The organism is Mycobacterium vicinigordonae (assembly GCF_013466425.1).
Lineage (GTDB): Bacteria > Actinomycetota > Actinomycetes > Mycobacteriales > Mycobacteriaceae > Mycobacterium > Mycobacterium vicinigordonae.
The window spans coordinates 6,055,701-6,074,338 of record NZ_CP059165.1 but is presented as its reverse complement, the minus strand read 5'-3'; the positions used below and the strand labels follow the sequence as shown (position 1 = coordinate 6,074,338).

Here is an 18,638-nt window from a genome sequence, read left to right as displayed (position 1 = left end):
ATCGATCCGGATTCGTGGCTTACAGTGATACACCACAACGAACGCGGTCGTCACGGGTATTCCGGCCCCGTTTACCCGGGCTAAACGACCTCAAAGCGATTCAGCTGCTGTCTTTGCCGTCGAGCGGGACCACCTCACCCGCGTCCTCGTCGTACTGACCGAGCCCGTTGCGCACTGCGTCGAAGATGGCCAGGCCCTGTGACACCAGCCCGCTGGTCACCTGGCTGATGCCCTCCGCGCCGTTGAGCACCGTCAGGTTGGAGCCCGCCAGGCCGCGCGCGGCCTTGTCCACGATCTCGGGCAACTGGTCGATGATCATCCGATCCAGCGCTACGCGGTTGTGCGACGCCGCCGCCTCGGCCTGGATCCGCATCTTCTCGGCGTCGGCTACCGCCAGGATCCGAACCCGTTCGGCTTCGGCCTCGGCCGGCTTGACCACTTCGGCGACCAGCTCCTGCTGGCGCAGTTCGGCGGCGCGCTCCGCTAATTCGGTGCGCATGGCCAACACCTCGCGCTGCGCCTCCGCCTCGGCCAGCGGACCCGCCTGCGCGGCCTCCGCCTGCGCCTTGTCGACCTCGGCCTTGTACTGCGCCTTGACTATCGCGGTCTCCCTAGCGAATTCGGCCTGTTTGCGCTGCGATTCCTGCTCGGCTTCGGCGGCCTTCTGGTCGGCCTGGGCTTGGGCGATCTGCGCCTGTTGCTGGACGGCGGCGTTGTGCGGTGCCGACATTGCCTTGATGTAGCCCAGCCCGTCGTCGTCGATGGACTGGATCTGCAGCGCATCGACGCTCAACCCGATGCGGGCCATCTCTTCCTTGGACCCGTCCAACACCTCGGTGGCCAGCTTTTGGCGTTCCCGGATGATCTGCTCCACCGTCATCGAACCGATGATCGAGCGCAGGTGGCCGGCGAAGATCCGCCCGGTGAGCACCTGCATCTGATCTTGTTCGGACAGGAATCGTTGCGCGGCGGCGATGATGCTCTCGGGATCGTTGCCGACCTTGAACGCGATGACAGCCCGGACATTGAGGGTGATGCCCTGCTGGGTGACGCACTTCTCGGCCACTTCGGCTTCGCACATGGCCAGCGTGAGGAACGCGGCTTTGCGGAAGAACGGCACCACGAAGGCGCCGTGGCCGGTGACGACGCGGAAGGGCGCGTTGCCCTTGGCCTTGCCTCCGGAGATCAGCATCGCCTCGTCCGGAGCGGGCACCCTGTAACCGAGCATTGTTGTACTCCTTGTGTTTTCGTTCCAATTAGAAGTGCGTCGGGTCGTGCCAGGGCTCGACGACGACGGATCGGGGACCGAGGGTTTGCACCACCAGCACCTTCGTTCCCTTGGCTAGTGGCTGGTCGGAGCGGGCCAGAAAAGCCTCTTTGGTTCCGCGCACCCGCAGCAAGACCTCGCCGGCACCGTCCACGCCGCGAGTCGGCACGATCACGGTCCCCACGCATCCGATGACCGAGGCGCTCACGATCGCATGATGCGCCTTCGAGGTGCCCGGCGTCGAGTCATCGCTGCGGCAGGGGCGAAGTCGGCGGTGCGGTCCTCGTGGTCATATTGCGGCCGTGTTCACTGGACACCGATCCTGTTGAGTTCCTGGCTGGTTCGGGTGAGAAACTCACGTTGCCGCTCGACGCTGTGCCGCAACGAACCGTAGAACGCCAGCGTGCTGGTGGGTCCTGCCGGATGCGCACTGGAGTGGGCTGGCGCGCAGGCGGTCTCGCAGGCGTAGCCGCCCTCCACCAGCACGCCCACCCCTCGTGGGGCGAGCTGGTGGTGCAGCCACAGACCGATCCGGGTGGTCATCCGCTGCTGGGTCTGGATCCCCGTCGAGCAGGCTTTCACGATGCGCGCGAATTCGGCTTGCTTGACCGGCTTTTCGCCGGGCAGACAACCCGGCAGGTAGCCGATATGCACCGCGCCGTGAAATGGGATCAGGTGCCACTCGCACAACGCGTGGAACGGGATCGGTCGGACGAGCTCGAGCTCGGTCTGTGGCTCGCGCACGCGGTCGACGGGAAATTGCAGGACGGCCGCGAGCGCGATCCCTGCGATATCGTCGTCACGGCGTGGCGCGGAGAACCTCGTCGATGTATGCACCGGCACAGCCTCCGGCGAGGCCCTTGACGGATTCTCAACGAATTCTTGGCGGATCCTTTACGTGGTCGGGACCGGGCCGTCCCAACTAACCGGGAGCGCCGTCCCCGCCCTGATTGCCCTGGGATCCTGCGCCGCCGACTGCCCCAACGGTGCCGGCCGAGCCGAACACGCCGCCCGTTCCTCCGTTGCCGGCACTGCCTGCGGTGCCGGCAGCCCCACCGGTACCGCCGTCACCGCCATCACCGGACGCGCCCGCGAGGCCGCCGGTGCCGCCCGACTTGCCGCCGTGCCCGCCGGTGCCACCGGAGCCCCCGTCACCGCCGTTTCCGGCCGCTCCGCCATCGCCCCCGATGCCGCCGTGGCCGGACAGCAGTCCGCTGCTACCGCCGGCCCCACCGGCGCCTCCGGTTCCGCCGGTTCCGCCGGTTCCGCCGGTGCCGCCCGCACCCGCGTCGCCGCCGTCGCCGGCCCCGGCGTTAGCGGTGTTGCTGGTGCCACCGTTGCCCCCATTGCCGCCGGTTCCGCCGATAGCGCCGGTTCCGCCGGTTCCGCCGGTTCCGCCGGCGCCGCCGGCGCCGCCGTCACCGAACAACAGGCCGGCACGCCCGCCGTTGCCGCCGGCGCCGCCCGCGCCCCCGGTTCCACCCGCGGTGCCGATGCCGCCATTACCACCGTTGCCGCCGTGGCCGCCGAATGCCGAGGGGGAGTCATCCGTAGTGCCGGCGACCGCATTGCCGCCGGCTCCGCCGGCCCCGCCTGCGCCACCCCCGGCACCGCCGGAAGCCCCGTCGCCGCCCTTGCCGCCGGTGGCCACGGTGTAGTCCTCGGGATGGCCTAAGCCGCCCTTGCCGGTTGCCGACGCAGCACCGCCGGCGCCGCCGGCACCGCCGGCGGCACCGGCGCCCGCAGCACCGCCGGCGCCGCCGTTACCGCCCGTTGCGGTGATGCTGTTCCCACCAGCTGTGTCGGTTGTTGTGGCCGTTGCACTACCGCCGGATCCACCAGTTCCGCCGGCCCAGCCCGGCCCACCCGTGCCTCCGGTGCCACCCGAGGTGCCGGTGGCCTCGGCATTGTCGTTTCCGACGACATTGCTTGCGGTGCCCGCGGCGCCGGTTGCCGCGGTGGCTCCGCTTGGGGTCGGATTCTGCCCATCCGCCCCGGTCAACCCTTCACCGCCGCGCCCCCCGGATCCTCCGTCACCCCAGAGGCCCGCCGCGCCACCGTCGCCCCCACGCCCGGCCAGCCCGCCGTTGACACCGGCGGTGGCGTTACCGCCCGCACCGCCGTGGCCGCCGCTGCCCAGCAAGTAGGCGTTGCCGCCGGCTCCGCCCGCCGCCCCGGCACCGCCGGAGCCGCCGGTGCCGCCGTGGCCCAAGAGCAATGCGCTCCCACCGGTTCCACCCGCGGCACCAAGTCCGCCGGTCCCACCCGCGCCACCGTTGCCGTAAAGCAGGCCACCGTTGCCGCCGTTGCCCCCGACCGCGCCCGAGCCTCCGGTACCGCCGGCACCGCCGTGGCCCAACAGACCGGCCGAACCGCCCGTGCCGCCGGCCTGGCCAGTTGCCCCGGCCGCGCCGTTTCCGCCGTTGCCGATCAATAGACCGCCCGCGCCGCCGGCCTGTCCCGGGGAACTGCCGTCGGCGCCGTTGCCGATCAACGGCCGGCCTAGCAGCGCCTGAGTTGGCGCGTTGATCACGCCGAGCACCGCGTCGCCGGCGGCTTGCAATGGGGCGGCATTGGCGGCCTCCGCGGTGGCATACGAGGTGCCCGCGGCATTCAACGTTTGCAGGAACTGCTGATGAAATTCCGAGGCCTGGGCGCTGACCGCTTGATAGCTACGGGCATGCGCGCCGAAGAGCGCGGCAATCTGCTCGGACACTTCATCGGCGGCCGCGGCCAGCACCGAGGAGGTGGGCGCGACGGCGGCCGCGTTGGCGGCCCACACCGCCGAGCCAATGTCGGCGACGTTCGCGGCGGCCGCGGTCAGTGCTTCGGGGACAGCCACGATGTACGACAACTGGATCTCCTATTCGACCTGCTCGCCCACCCCGCAACGCCTAGGGCTGGATCGTATCCAGTTCAGCGACAACGTGTTCGAGATTTGCGGTAAGCGGATAATCCGCGTCCTTTTGCGGCTGACTGCCACCGCGAACCTGATTCGGTGGGCCTTCCGGTGGTTAGCCCAGCAGGGTGCGTGCGTGGTTACGGCGCAGCTTGCCCGAGGTGGTCTTGGGCAGACTTCCCGGCGCGAGGAGCCGTACCTCGCGGGGCATGTGGCCGATGTGGCTGCTAACGCGGGCAGCGATGTCCCGCCGCAGCTGGGTGCGTTGCTGTTCGTCGTAGTGGTCGTATACCTCGGCGAGGACGGCAAATCCTTCACGTTCGGCGGTACCGACCCGCAGGGCAACCACGCAGCCCTTGCGAACCCCTTCGACGCCGGCCGCGGCGCGCTCGATGTCGTGCGGGTAGAGGTTGCGGCCGGCCAGCACGATCAGGTCTTTGGAGCGTCCGCAGATGTAGAGGCGATCCTGCTCGTCGAGGTAGCCGAGGTCACCGGTGTCGAACCAGCCGTCTTCGTCTGCCAGCGCCACGGTGCCTTCGGTCGTCAGGTAACTGCGCGCGACCGATGGTCCGGAGACTTCGATGGCGCCGATCTTCCTACTGTCCAGAATCTTGCGGTCTCCAGTGATACGGACTCGCATGTCGTGCACCGGGCGACCCACACAGACCACCGGTTGACTGTCGGGTGCCTCGGCCGCGACGGGTTGCGCCACGTTGGCCGAGGCCATACGTGGCCTCGACACATAGTCGACGACGGGTGGTACACCGAACACGCCTGCGGATACCGTCACGGTCGCCTCGGCCAGACCATAGAAAGGGGTAACCACGCCGGTGCCTAGGCCGAACCGGGCACCGACGGATTGGAAGCGCTCCAGGTCGCGGTGATCGATGGGTTCGGCTCCATTGATCGCGACCTGCAGCGATGACAGCGTGATTATCTGCGGATCGGCGCCCTCGAGCATCCGGGCCAGCACCGAGTAGGCAAAGTTGGGGCCCGCGGTGATAGTCGCCCGGAATTTGCTGATCATCTCGGCCCACATGATCGGCCGCCGCAGAAACTCTTCTGTCCGCATCACCACTGCTTCTGCGCCGAATACCATTGGCATGCAGATAAATCCAATCATCCCCATGTCGTGACACAGCGGTAGCCACCCGGCAGCGATGCTGTCGCTCGTGGCGCCGGTCGCGCGCCCGGTGGCATCGATGTTGGCGGCCAGGTTGCGGTGGCTGATCTCGACTGCCTTCGGCACTCCGGTGGAACCGGACGTCAACTGCCGCATCGCGATATCCGTCTCGTCGGCCTGCAGCAATGCGATCGGGCCTTCTCCGCGAAGGGAATCCGCGCTCCATACGGGCAAACCTTGCTCGGCTAATGGCCCCGCCGCCATCTCGAAGGGTGCACCGACGACGACACCCGAGACCCGCAGCATCTCCAGTGCCCGCAGCGTGTCTGCGATCCAGACGCCGAGGTCGATCCGCGGGGTCGGCTGCTGCAGCATGGTCAGCGCAGCGCCGCGCATCCAGAGGGCCTGTGCGAGCGGTGCGACGTCCGCCGCGTCGCCGGCCAATATGGCAACCGTGTCTCCACGGCCGATTCCCCTGCCGGCCAACGTGTTCGACATCCCGGCGGCCGTGGCATGGACCTGTGGCCAAGGGATCCTGTGCGGGTTGGCGACGGTGCCGACCGTCAGCGCCCCCGAGGAAGATCGGGTAGCCGCGAGAATGCTGTCGACCAAACCGCTCAACGCACCAATTCTCCTATACTTAACGCTGTCTCGGTGATGTGGCTGATGGCCTGCACCAACTCGGGGTTGGACGGGCGGAACAGGAAGTGATTACCGGCGAACAGCCGGATCGGCTGCGGCAACATCGAATAATCCGACCAGGCGTCCAGCGCGTCGAACGGCACCAATGGATCACACTGAGCGCCGAAGATGTGCAACGCGCAGGGAAGCGGCGGTTCGCCGGATTGACGATAAGACCTACACATGCGTAGATCGTCGCGAATGACGGGCATCAATACGTCCAGCCATTCAGGTCGGGCCAGCACTTCGGCAGGCAGGCCGCCGTAGGCCACCAAATCGGTGGCCAGATCTTGGTCATGGGTGGCGTCGATGTCCTCAAACTGGCTGTTCAGGTGCGGCGCCTGCGCGGCGACCACGATGACCGCCGCGGGCGGCCGCAGACCCTGGTCAATACGCTGCTGCGCAACCAGATACGCCAGTAGAGCACCCATGCTGTGGCCCAGCAGAACGTGTGGCCTGCTCAACGGCACGGCAAGCTCGTCGACCAGTGACCGCGCGCAAGCGTACGCGTCGACGAATCGTTGCTCGCGGCAGCGCACCCCATGTCCGGGCAGTTCTACCGCGGTTATGTTGATGTTCGCACCGGCCGACGACAGGTCCCGACGCAGCAGGTTGAATGAAGTCGCGCCGCCGCCGGCGTGCGGAAAGCAGACGAGTTCGACGGGTGTCATCTGGCGCCTGCCAACCCGAGGCGGTCCACCACCACATCGACTAACTCGCCGACGTTGCCGATGCCCGACGGCACTTCGGCGATGTTGTTCAGTGTCAATTGCGGGTAGCGCCTGCGTATTTGCTCAAACAGGCGCAGCTGCAGCAAAGAGTCGTAACCGAGTTCCTCGTTGAGCCGCATTGATCGCGTAATCTCGCCGACTGGAAAACCGCCGACTTCGGCGATCAGCGTCAATACTTCGGCTGCCAGATCGGTCGATGCGGGTATCTGCGGCCGTGGTCGGTGTGGTTCGGGCGCCGCCGCGATGTAGCCGTCGGACCAAAAGCGGGAACCATCGTCGAAGGTATAGGGCGGAATTCGCTCCGAGGCGCCGGCCGGATCACCGTAAATGGGCGACAAGTCGACCGGATAGCCCTCACGCAATAGAGTTGCACCCACCTCCAGCAGCTCGCGGCCCTGAGATCCAGAACCGGAGCACAGCGCCAGCGAATCCGTCTGTGTCGGCACCCCGGACTGGCGTGCCAAAGCGAGCAGGGTAGTGCGGGGTCCGGCCTCAGCGATGAAGCGAGCCCTGATCGTGCGCGTTGCCGCATCGCAGGCCGCGGAAAACTTTACCGGCGAGCAAATTTGGCGCGACCAGTAGTCGGCGTCCATGGCCCGGCCCTCGACGAGTTCTCCGGTGAGCGTGGAGAACAACGGGAACCGCGACTCGTCGGGCCGTAGACCCGAGACCTCGCGGCGAAATCGCTCGACGATGGGATTCATCAACGGCGAGTGGAAGGCGTGTGACACATTCAGATCGCGTGCCCGTCCACCCTGTTCGCGCACGGCATCGGCCAGAATGCCCAGGGAGCACGTCGGACCTGAAATTACCACCGACCGCGGGCCGTTCACCGCGGCCAGGGCGCACTCTGGTTCCGTATCGACCAGTGACTGCGCCTGGGCCGGTGTCAGGTCAACCGCAATCATCCCGCCACCGGGTGGCAGCGAGCCCATGAGCTCGCCGCGGATTACTACCATCCGGGCCGCGTCGGCAACCCCGAATACCCCAGCTAGGCATGCGATCGCGAACTCACCAATACTATGGCCGATCCCAAATGCTGGACGAATACCGTTGAGCAGTAGCGTCATTCCCAACGCGTATGAGACAGCGAACAATGCCGGCTGGGCGATTCTGGTGTCGTCCAGGTCCGCGCCGTCCTCGAAGATGCTGGGGAGCAACGGAATTCGTAGATGCTGGTCGAGCACCGCGCAAATGGCGTCGAGCTGCTCGCGGTAGGCGGGGTGCTCCTGGTAGAGCCGCAGCGTCATGCCGGGGTACTGGGTACCCTGCCCGGAACACAACAGGGCGATCTCGGCAGGTCCCTTGCGCGGCACCGCCGCTGACGTGAACGTGCTGCGCTCTGTGGTCACGAATTCGGTCAATCCCGCCACCAACGAGTCACGGTCGCCGGCCAGCACCAGCCGATGCCGGTGCGAACGCTTCACCGCGTTGCTCGCACGACACCACGCCGCAACGCGGTCCTCGGCAATCGCGGCCATCCCATTGGCGAATACGGCGGCATTGCGGCGCAGACCGCGTTCGTTCGGCGCCGACAAAGTCAGCACACCCGTCATCCCGCCAGACGTCGGGATGGGCGTTGCGGACTCCAACACCACGTGGGCGTTGCTGCCGCCCAGGCCAAAGGAACTGACACCGCCCAGCGCGCCGATGGCGGGCAGGTCGCATGCCGAGTCGGCCAGCGCCAAGCCCTGCGACTCGAGCCGAAGCCCCGGATTCGCTTGTCCGGTGACCACGGTCGGCGGCAACACCCGGTGGTGAAGGGCCAGGCACGCTTTGATGAATGACGCTATGCCGGCGGCGCCCTCGGTGTGGCCAATGTTTCCCTTAACCGACCCCAGCAGGCAGGGTTCGCCGTCTCGCTGCCGGTGTAGGTCGCCGAGCGCGTTGGCTTCGATCATGTCGCCCAGCACCGTTCCGGTGCCATGTGCTTCGACGAAGTTCAGCCGGTGGGCGTCGATCTCGGCAGCGGCCAGGGTCTTTCGCATCAGCGTCGCCTGTGACACGCGGTTGGGAGCCGTGATGCCGTTGCTGCGCCCGTCATGGTTGACCGCAGAGCCGCGCACCACGGCATAGATTTGTTGTCCCGCGGCGAGCGCGTCCTCTAATCGGCGCAGCACCACCACGCCGACCCCCTCGCCGCGGCCGATACCGTCGGCGTCCTGGCAGAATGGCTTGCATCTCCCATCGGAAGCCGACAGTCCGGCCTGCGTGTAGAACACCGAGAGTGCGGGCGTCAGTAGCAGATTCGATCCAGCGACCACGGCAATGTCTATCTCTGAGCTGCGCAGCGCCGCACATCCCTGGTGCACCGCTACCAGTGACGACGAACACGCCGTATCGATCGCCATGCTCGGTCCCACCAGATTCAGGTGGTAGTTGATCCGATTGGCCAGCATGAAATAGCCGCTGCCCGAGCCGTGAAAGGCCGATATCTGCTCCAGATCGAGCATTTGGCAGCTGCTCCACTCGCTGGACATCACACCGACGAAGACCCCAGTGGCGCTGCCGGCCAATGACTTGGGGTCGATGCCGGCATCTTCGAGTGCGCGGTAGGAGGTCTGTAACAACAACCGCTGTTGCGGATCGAGGACCCTGGCTTCGATTGGCGTGATACCGAAGAACTCGTGATCGAATGCGTCGACATCATCGACGAAATGCGCCCGCCGGGTGTTCATCGAACCCGGCACTCCGCCAGGGTGGTAGTAGGTTTCGATGTCCCAGCGCTGCGGGGGAACAACGACGTCGGTCACCGCCGCGTCGGTCAGCAGGCGCCAGTACGCGTCTTTGTCAGGCGCGCCGGGGAAGCGACAGTCGATGCCAACGACGGCGATGGGCGTCACGGTTCACCAAGGCCGGACAGGTGAGCGGCTATCGCGTTGATGGTCGGGTAGTCGTAGACGATGGTGGTGTCGACCAGCATGCCGCGCTCGCACTGCAGGTCGGCGCACAGCGACATACTCATCGCCGAGTCGATGCCGAAGTCCGCCAGCGGTACATCGAAGTCGATGGTCTCCGGCGCCACATTGAGGTATCCGCTGATCTTGCTCAGCAACCAGTCGGCCAGCCCCTGAGTCTGATCCGCGTGCATGGCTACACCACCGTTAGGTGCGCGAAGCCCGTCGAGAACCGGCCGCTTTCCGGGACCGCGCACACGATCCGGTCGCCTTCCTTCAGGCGGCCTGAGTGGTACAGCTCCTCGAGCATCAACAGGATCGATGCCGAACCGGTGTTGCCCTTGTAAGTCAAGTTGGTGAACCACTTGCTCTCATCGACGTCCAGACCGATCCGCTTTAGGCCGGCCACCGTTCGATCATGGAAGTACATCGAGGAGTAGTGCGGCAGCACGTAGTCGATCTTGTCCGCGCTCAGACCGTACTTGACCATCAGCTTCGCCAATGGCTTCTCCAATGTGTAATGAACGATGTTCTTATTGAGCAGGCGCACGTTCTGCTGTAGAGAGAACACTCCGTCGTTGAGCGCGGTGTCGAACGGCAGCTGCGGCCAGCCCGTTGTGCTGCCGTCGTCGTTGACCTTCAATCCGCGATGCATGCACAGGGGCATCTCGCCGGCGTAGGAGATGGTCTCCAGCCAGTCGATGCGCAGACTGAGTTCGTCGGTACGCGGCTCGGAGGATAGCCAGATCGCGCCGGCACCGTCCGACAACATCCAGCGCAAGAAGTCACGTTCGAAGGCGATGGCCAGGCCGATCTCCGGGTCTATGGTCGTCTGTTCGGCTTCCCGGGAAAACGTTTCGGCGGCCATCACTGCCGAGTAGATCTCCGATGCGCTCGCGACCGCGTTGTTGTACCGGCCACTGGCCACACTGAGCCAGGCGAATTCCCACGCGGTGAGCCCGGCAAGGCACAGGCCGGTGGTGGTTACTGCCGGAATGTCGGAGACGCCGAGCAGGCCCTGGGTCATCAGCGCGTGGCCGGGCATCAACTGATCGGGCGTCGACGTGCCGCACGCCAAGGCCTGCATGCTCTCGATATCCACGCCGTCTTGTTCAAGATTGCGGATCGCCTCTGCAGTCAGTTCGGCATTCGAATGGGTGAACTCCCGGGTAACCGGGTCGATCGCGTAGTAGCGCGATTTGATTCCGTTGCTATCCAAAATTCTGGTTCGCAGTGGTGATGGCTGACCGCCGACATAGCCGATCACCCGCTCCATCGACTCGTTATCCACCGGACTGTTTGGAAGCGCCGCCCCAAACGCTGTGATGTAGACATCCCGCACCGTCGATCGTACCTTTCTACTAAGCGCCAACTGCACGCCGGAATCCTGGTGATCCCTCTGGTTATGTTGTTGGCCAACGCTTTTGAAGCGGGACGGCCGGTAGGCAACGTCGCTGTCGCCGGTCGCGAGAGAATTCGGCCGACACAACGTCGTCGGTCGCGGTGCTCAACGCGTGATCGCGGTGGCCGCTCGAATTTGACTGAAGCTGACGCTTTGGTCGCGGCTGGTCGAGTCGGACGACTGCGAACACCGGCGCGACCGGACAGGTCTCGAAGTCGTCGGCGAACACCTGCCGCCGGGCCGATCGGTACACGATCTAGCTCTCCTATTCGCCCTACTTGCCAACCTCGCAAGAATGTGGGCGGAGCGTAACGCCCCTGGGCGACAGCGTGTTCGGCGTTTGCGCAAGATGGACAATAGTCTGTCTTTTCCGGCTGACCGAGCCGAAATCTCGGCACCGAGCGTGCCGCCGAACCCGTCAGCCGAATTCAAGCAGGGTGTAGGCGCCCCGAAATGGCCGAATCGGCGGACACTGCCACAGCGCGGGATACATCGTCCCGAAAAACCAGCCTCGCCCCTTGGGCATCGGCACGTCGTGCACCGCACGGATACCTGGGACGGTGCCGGCCAGGTTGGCCAATTGACCCGGCGAGAGGCTGAATGGCATCGGCGGCACCCGGTAATGCCTGGACGAGCACAGCCCTTTGCGTGCCACCCTCTTGACAATGGTCGGTGGCACGTCGAAGAACATCTGACCGCCGGCGAAGCGCTTCGCGCAGGCAGCGATGAGGCCCAGCGCCTCGGACGGCTGCAGATACATCAGCAAGCCCTCGGCGGTGACGAACACGCCCTCGCGCGTGTCAATGTCGTTTGTCCAACTGAAGTCCAGGGCCGATTGCGCTATCTCGGTGATCCTGGGCGAGTGCGGCAGCAGCCGTCGTCGCAACTCGATCACTGGTGGCAGGTCGATTGACACCCAATGGAACTGGGCATCGGGCAATGCCGCGTCCAGCCGCCAGAAGCTGGTCTGGAAACCTTCGGCCAGTGCCACGACGGTGGCCTGAGGATGCTTGGTGAGGTAGGCCAGCGCGCATTTGTCGACCGCCAGTGACCGCAATGCCATCTCCTGGCCGTGGCGCCCGAATTTCGCGAAATCGAAATCGATGGACTGGACGAGCCTGGTAGCCATCGGATCGTCGATGATCGGATCTGGATGGCCGGCCTGGAAGGCGCGTCCGTTGAGGGTCATCAGTGCTGTCTCCGACACGCCGCTGAGCATGCTGGCGTCGACCTTGTCGGGGCGGGATTGGTTCATGCGCTGGTGCGCCAGTTACCCGCTACAGCGGCGATCCGGTTACCGGGCAATTGCTGCACTCCTCGCGTTTCGGCTCACGACCACGACGTTGAAGGGTGTGGCGGTTGTCAGGGCAGAATGGTCCGTGGCGTCGCACCCAGGTCCATGGTGCCGCACACAGTTAATGGTTGTAGAGCCTGCTTCGGTTCTGATCGTGAAGCGGCTTAGCGAATCCTGAAAGAATCCTGGACGTTTCAACCGATAGTCAAGTACCAGTACAGCCGCGGATCGGTGGATTCATTCGCATCGTGCGGTGCCCCTGATCCCCCGTCCGGTGCCCGAACACTTTGAGCGACAACGTGGTTAAGGCACATTGTGCCGTACCTTCGGGGCCGCGCGGGCCCGCGAGCGCCTTGATCCGGGCGCGGTTTCCTCGCCGCCGTTCGTCTCAATCTCCCAGGAGAGCGTGTGATCATGTCCGCGAATCGGGTCGGGGAGAGCACTGCTCATCGAGGAGTCAGGGATTGTTCGATTTCGCGCTGCTGCCGCCCGAGGTCAATTCCGGGCGCATGTATACGGGTCCAGGGTCCGGGCCGATGCTCGCTACCGCGACCGCATGGGAAGCCTTGGCCGCAGAATTGCGGTCCGCGGCGGCGGGCTATTCCTCGACGGTCTCAGAGCTTGGCCCCCGGTGGCGCGGCTCGTCATCGACCGCGATGGCGGCTGCCGCGCAGTCGTTCACGGTATGGCTGAGTGATACGGCGGCCCAGGCCGAGCAAACCGCCGCCCAGGCCAAGTTGGCTGCGGCGGCATACGAGACCGCCTTTGCAGCAACGGTTCCGCCCACGGTGGTGGCTGCGAACCGTACGCTGCTGATGGCGCTGATTGCAACCAATTTCTTGGGTCAGAACAGCGCGGCGATCGCCGCCACCGAAGCCGCGTACGTCGAAATGTGGGCCCAGGATGCCGCGGCGATGCTCGGCTACACCGGTGCGTCGGCGAGCGCAACGCAACTGACCCCATTCAGCTCGCCGCCGAACACCTCGAATCCCGGCGGGGCGGCGGGGCAGACTGCCGCGGTGGCAAATGCCAATGCCGCCGCCTCCCCGGCCTTGACTTCATCGGTTTCGCAGGCCGCCTCGCAGCCGTTGGCAGGCGTCGCGAGTCCCGCCGCGACCGCTACCGGTTTGTCGTTCACTCCGGCGGAGATATTCGAGACGCTGGCGTCAAGCTTTCTCAACCTCACTATCGGGCCCTTTACTCCAACCAAGCTCTACGACCCATTGGGGGCCTTCTACGACTTAGCCATTCAGTGTTTCCTTGCGCCGTTCAACAACTTCAACATGCAGACGGCCTACGCTCAAGCCCTCGGTCAGCAGGGTTTGATAGCCGGTGCCGCCACTTCGCCCGCAGCGCAGGCGATCCGGATGAGCGCGGCGGTATCGGCGGCGACAGGTCAGGCCGACTTGGTCGGTCATCTATCGGTGCCCCAGGGCTGGACAGCCGCAGCACCGGCGATCAGGACGGTCGCTGCCGCACTGCCAGGAACCGGACTTGACGGTGCACCCGCAGCCGCGGCCGCCGAAAGCCAGGGCGGGCTGCTCAGCGATATGGCGCTGTCGGGCCTACTGGGGCGGTCCGTTGCCGGCCCGGCCGGTACCACAGCGCATCCCATCAGCCCAGGTTTCGGGGTGGTCCCCGGAGCCTCGGCCACCACGGCCACCATCATCGTCATCCCGGAGGACTGAATGTTATTACGACGCAAAGCAGGCCACTCGCTGCCGCACCGAGACCGGATACAGGCCACCAGAACCGAGTACCGCAGGGCGACCGAACTTCCCGACCTGACCCAAGCGCGCTAGCGGGGCGACAATGGATTACGGGATATTGCCGCCAGAAGTCAACTCGGGCCGCATGTACGCGGGCCCAGGGGCCGAGTCCATGCTGGCATCCAAGGCGGCTTGGGAAGCGTTGGCCGCCCAACTGCGGTCGACGGCGGATTCCTACTCCGCGGTCATCTCGGCTATGACCGCGAACTGGCGTGGCCCGTCATCCGAGGCGATGTCGGCCGCGGTTGGTCAGTATGTGGAATGGCTGTCCGACACCGCGGTGCAGGCGGAGCTGTCCGCCGAGCAGGCCGGCGCAGCGGCGGCCGCCTACGAGACAGCTTATGCCGCAACGGTTCCTCCGATGGTGATCGAGGTCAACCGCGCCGAACTCGCGGCGCTGGTGGCAACGAACGTTCTCGGGCAGAACATGCCCGCAATCGCAGCCACCGAAGCGCGATACGCCGACATGTGGGCACAGGACGCGTCCGCGATGTACAGCTATGCCGGACAGTCGGCGGCCGCCACTCGGTTGAATCCGTTCGCTCCGCCGCCGCAGACCACCGATGCGTCGGCCGCGCAATCGACTGCCGCGAGCACGCAGACAGCATCGATGACCGCGATACCTTCGTCGCTGCAAAGCCTGGCGGCACCCGCTCAATCGTCGTCGCTCTCTTCTTGGGAATCCATCCTGCTGCGCGACGTGGTCAATCCGTTCGGCTCGCTGTCTCCGATCGAAAAGGGACTGGAGTTCTACGAGTTCCCCGCTTCGGCATCCCTGCCGTCGAGAAATGCTCTGGTCAGCAGCACTCTGGGGTATTCGTTGTTGACCCGAGGTTTCAGTACCGGGCAGGTCCCGGTTCCCATCCTTCCCGGTGTGCCCTACCCGCCGGTGGCGTCGGCGCCTGTCGCAGTGTCGACGGTGTCGGCGGAGCTGGGGCGTGCGGGTACCGCCGGGGCGCTATCGGTGCCGCCGAGTTGGGCGGCGGCGACTCCGGAGGTCAGGCTAGCCGCTGCCGTCCTGCAGGGAACCAGTGCGGGTAGTGCTCCGCTGGCGGTAGCGGACTACGGCGGCCTGCTGGGGCGGATGGGGCTGGCTGCCGCGGCCGGTGGCGCAGTGGGTGCGGCCGCCACCCGAAACTCGATGAAAAAGGATGCGGCACCGAAATGCCCCGATTCAGCCGACGACGAAGACGGCCAGCGCGGCGACCAGGAGGAAGACAAGGAGAAAGGGGACAAGACTTCGGAGAAACTCACCCGCGTGCTCGCTGAGCTGTCGGCGGAACCGGAGTCTGTGCAGCACTGGCATACCGACAAGGCGAACCTGGAAAGCCTGTTGGCGCAGTTATCCGGCAAACCGGGTGTGCATGCGGTCCACGTAGCCGCGCGGCATGCACCGACACCGAACCCGACCCAGCCACGGTGGGGCGGAGCCTGATCCTGGCCTGGTGACGGTTAGACCCAGTACGGCACCCGGGCCCGGTATTGCCGCATCGCCAACGCCGCCAGTGCCCAGCCGATGACGGTCAGCACCAGCACCACCGCCCAGTGCCGCAACTCCTGATGCGCGCCCAGCAGCGGCGCCCGCACGATGTCGAGGTAATGCAGCAGCGGGTTGAGTTCGACGATCTTCGACCAGCCGCCCGCGCCCTGCTGCCGCAGTGTGCTGTCGTTCCAGATGATCGGTGTCATGAAGAACAGCAGTTGCACAACCGAATTCAGCAGTGGGCCGATGTCGCGGTACCGGGTCGCCAGGATGCCGAAGCACAGCGACACCCACACGCAGTTGAGCATGATCAACGCCAGCGCCGGAAACACCGATAGGTCCGCCCACGACCAGGGCTTGGGAAAGATAATCGCGACGACGATATAGATCACGATGTTGTGCGCGAACAGGATCATCTGCCGCCACACCAGTCGGTACACGTGCACGCTGAGCGGCGTAGGTAGTTGCTTGATCAGACCCTCGTTGGCGACGAAGACGTCGGCACCCTCCAGGATTGCGGCGTTGATCAGGTTCCAGATGATCAACCCGAGCGTGACGTAGGGCAGGTGCACCGACAGGTCGAGGTGGAACAGCTTGGAGTACAGCCCGCCCATGGCCACCGCGGTGGTACCGGTGGCGATGGTGATCCAGAACGGGCCCAGCACCGAACGCCGGTACCGCTGTTTGATGTCCTGCCAACCCAGATGCAGCCACAATTCGCGGCGGTGGAAGCCGTCAACCAGGTCGCTGCGGGCGCGGCCGAAGGTCTTGGATTGTGCAGCGGCGTCGAAGAATGTCATGCCGAACCTCCCGGCTGTCCGAACTGCTCCCGTCGTCCCAGCCGGCGAAGCCGCACCCACTCCATCAGGCCCTTAGGGTCGCGGCGGGTCACCAGGAAGAACCAGGCGAACCGCACCCACTCCTGCGGCAATAGCTTGCGCAGCCCGGGCTGGGACAGCACGTAGCCGCGGTTACGGTAGGTGTAGAACCGCTTTTTCGGATCGTCGGGATACTGGGTGTGCATGTGACCGCCGAGAATCGGCTTGAATTCCGAGCTGCCACAAGGGTGTAGGTAGACCGCGTCCAGGCAGGTGCCGAACGGCAGCCCGGACCGCACCAGTCGGCGGTGCAGCTCCACCTCGTCGCCGCGAATGAACAACCGAAGATCCGGCACACCGATCGCTTCCAGCGTCGACGCCCGGAACAAGGCACCGTTGAACAGCGATGCGATACCAGGCAGTAGGTCCTGCCCGGGTTCGGTGCGCAATTCGCTTGCGCGCCTGCGCCATACCAGGCCGCGACGAAGCGGAAACGCCAGCAGGTCAGGCTCGTCGATGTTGCATACCATCGGCGACACTTCGGCCAGATCGTACTTGTCGGCGCAAGCCATCAGCGTCTTGAGCACGTCGGTGCCTTGCGCGTGTCCGTCGTCGTCGGCCAGCCATATCCAGTCGGCACCATGGGCCAGCGCCAACAGCATTCCCAACGCGAAACCGCCTGCACCGCCGAGGTTCCGGCGTGAGTTGAGGTAGATCTGCGGGATTTCCTGCCCGGCCACCAGGTAGTGCACCCGGCTGTCGCCGGAGTCGTCGTTGTCGATGACGATCAGCTTGTCCGGCTGGCGGGTCTGACTGCACAAGACCTCCAGAGAGCGTGCGAGTTCCTCGGGGCGCCGGTGCGTTACCACGACGGCGAAAACGGAATCACTCACCGCCAGAAGCTCTTTGAGTCAGATCATCGCGGCGTGTCTCGGCCAGTACCTCGCGCACGTGCCGGGCGGCGTCCTCGCCTTCGTAGGCGCGCACCACCTCCTCGATTTCACCGCGTTGCTTGATGACGCCGTGGTCGATCCACATCGCGGTCTTGCACAGCCGGGCCAGGAATTCGTTGGAATGACTTGCGAATACCAGGATTCCGGATCGCTCCACCAGACTCTGCAGTCTGGACTGAGCTTTCTTGAGGAACTCGGCGTCCACCGCGCCGATACCCTCGTCGAGCAGCAGGATCTCCGGGTCGATGCTGGTCACCACTCCCATCGCCAGCCGCACCCGCATGCCGGTCGAATAGGTGCGCAGCGGCATCGACAGGTAATCGCCCAATTCGGTGAATTCGGCGATCTCGTCGACCTTGGCCAGCATCTGCTTGCGGGTCTGCCCGAGGAACAGTCCACGGATGATGATGTTCTCGTAGCCAGAGATCTCCGGGTCCATCCCGATCCCCAGATCGAAGACCGGCGCCACCCGCCCGGTCACCTTCGCCCAGCCGCGGGTCGGCTCGTAGATGCCCGAAAGCAGCCGCAGCAGTGTCGATTTCCCGGCGCCGTTGTGCCCGACCAGGCCGACCCGGTCACCGAGTTCCAGCGACATAGTGATGTCGCGCAGCGCCTCGATGACCACGACATTGGAGGCGTTGCGGCCGATAGAGCCGCCCGCCTTACCCAGGAAGGCCTTCTTCAACGACCGTGACTTGGCGTCGAAGATAGGAAACTCCACCCACGCGTCGCGTGTTTCGATATGCGGACCGCTGGACACGGCTTACAGATACTGTCCGGTGCTGTGGCCGCCGTGGCCGGGTTTGCCCATCCCGGGCGGCAGGGCGCCCTGACGCATCTGCTCAAGCTGCGCGCGCGCAGCCATCTGCTGGGCGAACAGCGCCGTCTGAATGCCGTGGAATAGCCCTTCCAGCCAACCGACCAATTGGGCCTGCGCAATACGCAGCTCGGCGTCCGACGGGGGTGTTTCCTCGTTGAACGGCAGCGTCAACCGCTCCAGTTCTTCGCGCAGCTCTGGTGCCAGACCGTCTTCGAGTTCGCTGATGCTCTTGGCGTGGATGTCCCGCAGCCGGGTGCGGCTGGCGTCGTCGAGTGGCGCGGCGCGGACCTCTTCGAGCAGCTGTTTGATCATGGTGCCGATTCGCATGACCTTGGCCGGCTGCTCGACCAGATCGGTCAGCGACTGTTCGTCGGAGTCGTCGTCCTCGGCTTGCCGGATCGCCATGAGGCGCGGATCGACGCCGCCGATAACCTCGACATCGTCAACATCGGGCTCGTCATGTCGGTCACTCAACCCCATCACCGTCCTTGTGCACATTTC

At 65.5% G+C, this 18,638-nt stretch carries 16 protein-coding genes; 2 read left to right on the top strand and 14 right to left on the bottom strand.

Translation table 11 applies throughout. The annotated features are described in order from the left end of the window. Nucleotides 1–100: 100 nt before the first annotated feature. The 10 genes from H0P51_RS27365 to H0P51_RS27320 all read right to left on the bottom strand — a co-directional run bounded on the left by H0P51_RS27365 (nucleotide 101) and on the right by H0P51_RS27320 (nucleotide 12,255). Entirely contained in the window at nucleotides 101–1,228 is a 1,128-nt protein-coding gene (locus H0P51_RS27365) for an SPFH domain-containing protein (protein ID WP_180915896.1), read from the bottom strand. A 28-nt stretch (nucleotides 1,229–1,256) separates the two neighbouring features. Continuing rightward, entirely contained in the window at nucleotides 1,257–1,475 is a 219-nt protein-coding gene (locus H0P51_RS27360; RefSeq protein WP_246398251.1) for a hypothetical protein, read from the bottom strand. A 98-nt stretch (nucleotides 1,476–1,573) separates the two neighbouring features. Continuing rightward, entirely contained in the window at nucleotides 1,574–2,104 is a 531-nt protein-coding gene (locus H0P51_RS27355) for a GTP cyclohydrolase I (protein WP_180915895.1), read from the bottom strand. Between the two features lie 85 nt (nucleotides 2,105–2,189). Then, complete coding sequence (locus H0P51_RS27350) at nucleotides 2,190–4,121, bottom strand: PE family protein (protein ID WP_180915894.1); 1,932 nt, start codon at nucleotides 4,119–4,121, stop codon at nucleotides 2,190–2,192. Between the two features lie 160 nt (nucleotides 4,122–4,281). Further along, complete coding sequence (locus H0P51_RS27345) at nucleotides 4,282–5,910, bottom strand: fatty acyl-AMP ligase (protein WP_246398249.1); 1,629 nt, start codon at nucleotides 5,908–5,910, stop codon at nucleotides 4,282–4,284. Next, nucleotides 5,907–6,641, bottom strand: coding sequence for a thioesterase II family protein (locus tag H0P51_RS27340; protein ID WP_180915893.1), 735 nt, complete (start codon nucleotides 6,639–6,641; stop codon nucleotides 5,907–5,909). The genes H0P51_RS27345 and H0P51_RS27340 overlap by 4 nt, the downstream gene beginning before the upstream one ends. After that, nucleotides 6,638–9,544, bottom strand: coding sequence for a type I polyketide synthase (locus tag H0P51_RS27335; protein WP_180915892.1), 2,907 nt, complete (start codon nucleotides 9,542–9,544; stop codon nucleotides 6,638–6,640). Before H0P51_RS27335 ends, H0P51_RS27340 begins: the two co-directional genes overlap by 4 nt. Next, the gene (locus tag H0P51_RS27330; RefSeq protein ID WP_180915891.1) at nucleotides 9,541–9,792 is read right to left on the bottom strand and encodes an acyl carrier protein; all 252 of its coding nucleotides are present in this window, start codon (nucleotides 9,790–9,792) and stop codon (nucleotides 9,541–9,543) included. Before H0P51_RS27330 ends, H0P51_RS27335 begins: the two co-directional genes overlap by 4 nt. 2 nt (nucleotides 9,793–9,794) lie before the next feature. Then, a complete protein-coding gene (locus H0P51_RS27325) occupies nucleotides 9,795–10,889 on the bottom strand; it encodes a StlD/DarB family beta-ketosynthase (protein ID WP_246398247.1) in 1,095 nt (364 codons plus the stop codon). Between the two features lie 529 nt (nucleotides 10,890–11,418). Next, nucleotides 11,419–12,255: a class I SAM-dependent methyltransferase gene (locus tag H0P51_RS27320; protein ID WP_180915889.1), complete on the bottom strand. Its 837-nt coding sequence runs from the start codon at nucleotides 12,253–12,255 to the stop codon at nucleotides 11,419–11,421. A gap of 548 nt (nucleotides 12,256–12,803) precedes the next feature. Here H0P51_RS27320 and H0P51_RS27315 point away from each other — a divergent pair. Further along, a complete protein-coding gene (locus H0P51_RS27315; RefSeq protein ID WP_180919261.1) occupies nucleotides 12,804–13,982 on the top strand; it encodes a PPE family protein in 1,179 nt (392 codons plus the stop codon). A 124-nt stretch (nucleotides 13,983–14,106) separates the two neighbouring features. Then, on the top strand, nucleotides 14,107–15,498 hold the full coding sequence (locus tag H0P51_RS27310; RefSeq protein ID WP_180915888.1) for a PPE family protein: 1,392 nt from the start codon (nucleotides 14,107–14,109) through the stop codon (nucleotides 15,496–15,498). A gap of 17 nt (nucleotides 15,499–15,515) precedes the next feature. Here H0P51_RS27310 and wzm read toward each other — a convergent pair whose 3' ends face one another. The 4 genes from wzm to H0P51_RS27290 are packed head-to-tail and all read right to left on the bottom strand — an operon-like array spanning nucleotide 15,516 to nucleotide 18,635. Beyond that, a complete protein-coding gene (gene wzm, locus H0P51_RS27305) occupies nucleotides 15,516–16,346 on the bottom strand; it encodes a galactan export ABC transporter permease subunit Wzm/RfbD (protein WP_180915887.1) in 831 nt (276 codons plus the stop codon). Further along, nucleotides 16,343–17,257 (bottom strand): galactofuranosyltransferase GlfT1, encoded by a 915-nt coding sequence (glfT1, locus tag H0P51_RS27300; RefSeq protein ID WP_180915886.1) that lies wholly within the window; start codon nucleotides 17,255–17,257, stop codon nucleotides 16,343–16,345. Before glfT1 ends, wzm begins: the two co-directional genes overlap by 4 nt. After that, the gene (gene wzt, locus H0P51_RS27295) at nucleotides 17,250–18,077 is read right to left on the bottom strand and encodes a galactan export ABC transporter ATP-binding subunit Wzt/RfbE (RefSeq protein WP_180915885.1); all 828 of its coding nucleotides are present in this window, start codon (nucleotides 18,075–18,077) and stop codon (nucleotides 17,250–17,252) included. The genes glfT1 and wzt overlap by 8 nt, the downstream gene beginning before the upstream one ends. Nucleotides 18,078–18,080: 3 nt before the next feature. Further along, nucleotides 18,081–18,635 (bottom strand): bacterial proteasome activator family protein, encoded by a 555-nt coding sequence (locus H0P51_RS27290; protein ID WP_180915884.1) that lies wholly within the window; start codon nucleotides 18,633–18,635, stop codon nucleotides 18,081–18,083. Nucleotides 18,636–18,638 lie beyond the last annotated feature (3 nt).

Bases quoted from the DNA above. Each gene is read 5' to 3' on its own strand.
- H0P51_RS27365 (WP_180915896.1), bottom strand. From the start codon at position 1,228: ATGCTCGGTTACAGGGTGCCCGCTCCGGACGAGGCGATGCTGATCTCC.
- H0P51_RS27340 (WP_180915893.1), bottom strand. From the start codon at position 6,641: ATGACACCCGTCGAACTCGTCTGCTTTCCGCACGCCGGCGGCGGCGCG.
- H0P51_RS27330 (WP_180915891.1), bottom strand. From the start codon at position 9,792: ATGCACGCGGATCAGACTCAGGGGCTGGCCGACTGGTTGCTGAGCAAG.
- H0P51_RS27320 (WP_180915889.1), bottom strand. From the start codon at position 12,255: ATGAACCAATCCCGCCCCGACAAGGTCGACGCCAGCATGCTCAGCGGC.
- H0P51_RS27315 (WP_180919261.1), top strand. From the start codon at position 12,804: ATGTATACGGGTCCAGGGTCCGGGCCGATGCTCGCTACCGCGACCGCA.
- H0P51_RS27310 (WP_180915888.1), top strand. From the start codon at position 14,107: ATGGATTACGGGATATTGCCGCCAGAAGTCAACTCGGGCCGCATGTAC.
- wzm (WP_180915887.1), bottom strand. From the start codon at position 16,346: ATGACATTCTTCGACGCCGCTGCACAATCCAAGACCTTCGGCCGCGCC.
- H0P51_RS27290 (WP_180915884.1), bottom strand. From the start codon at position 18,635: ATGTGCACAAGGACGGTGATGGGGTTGAGTGACCGACATGACGAGCCC.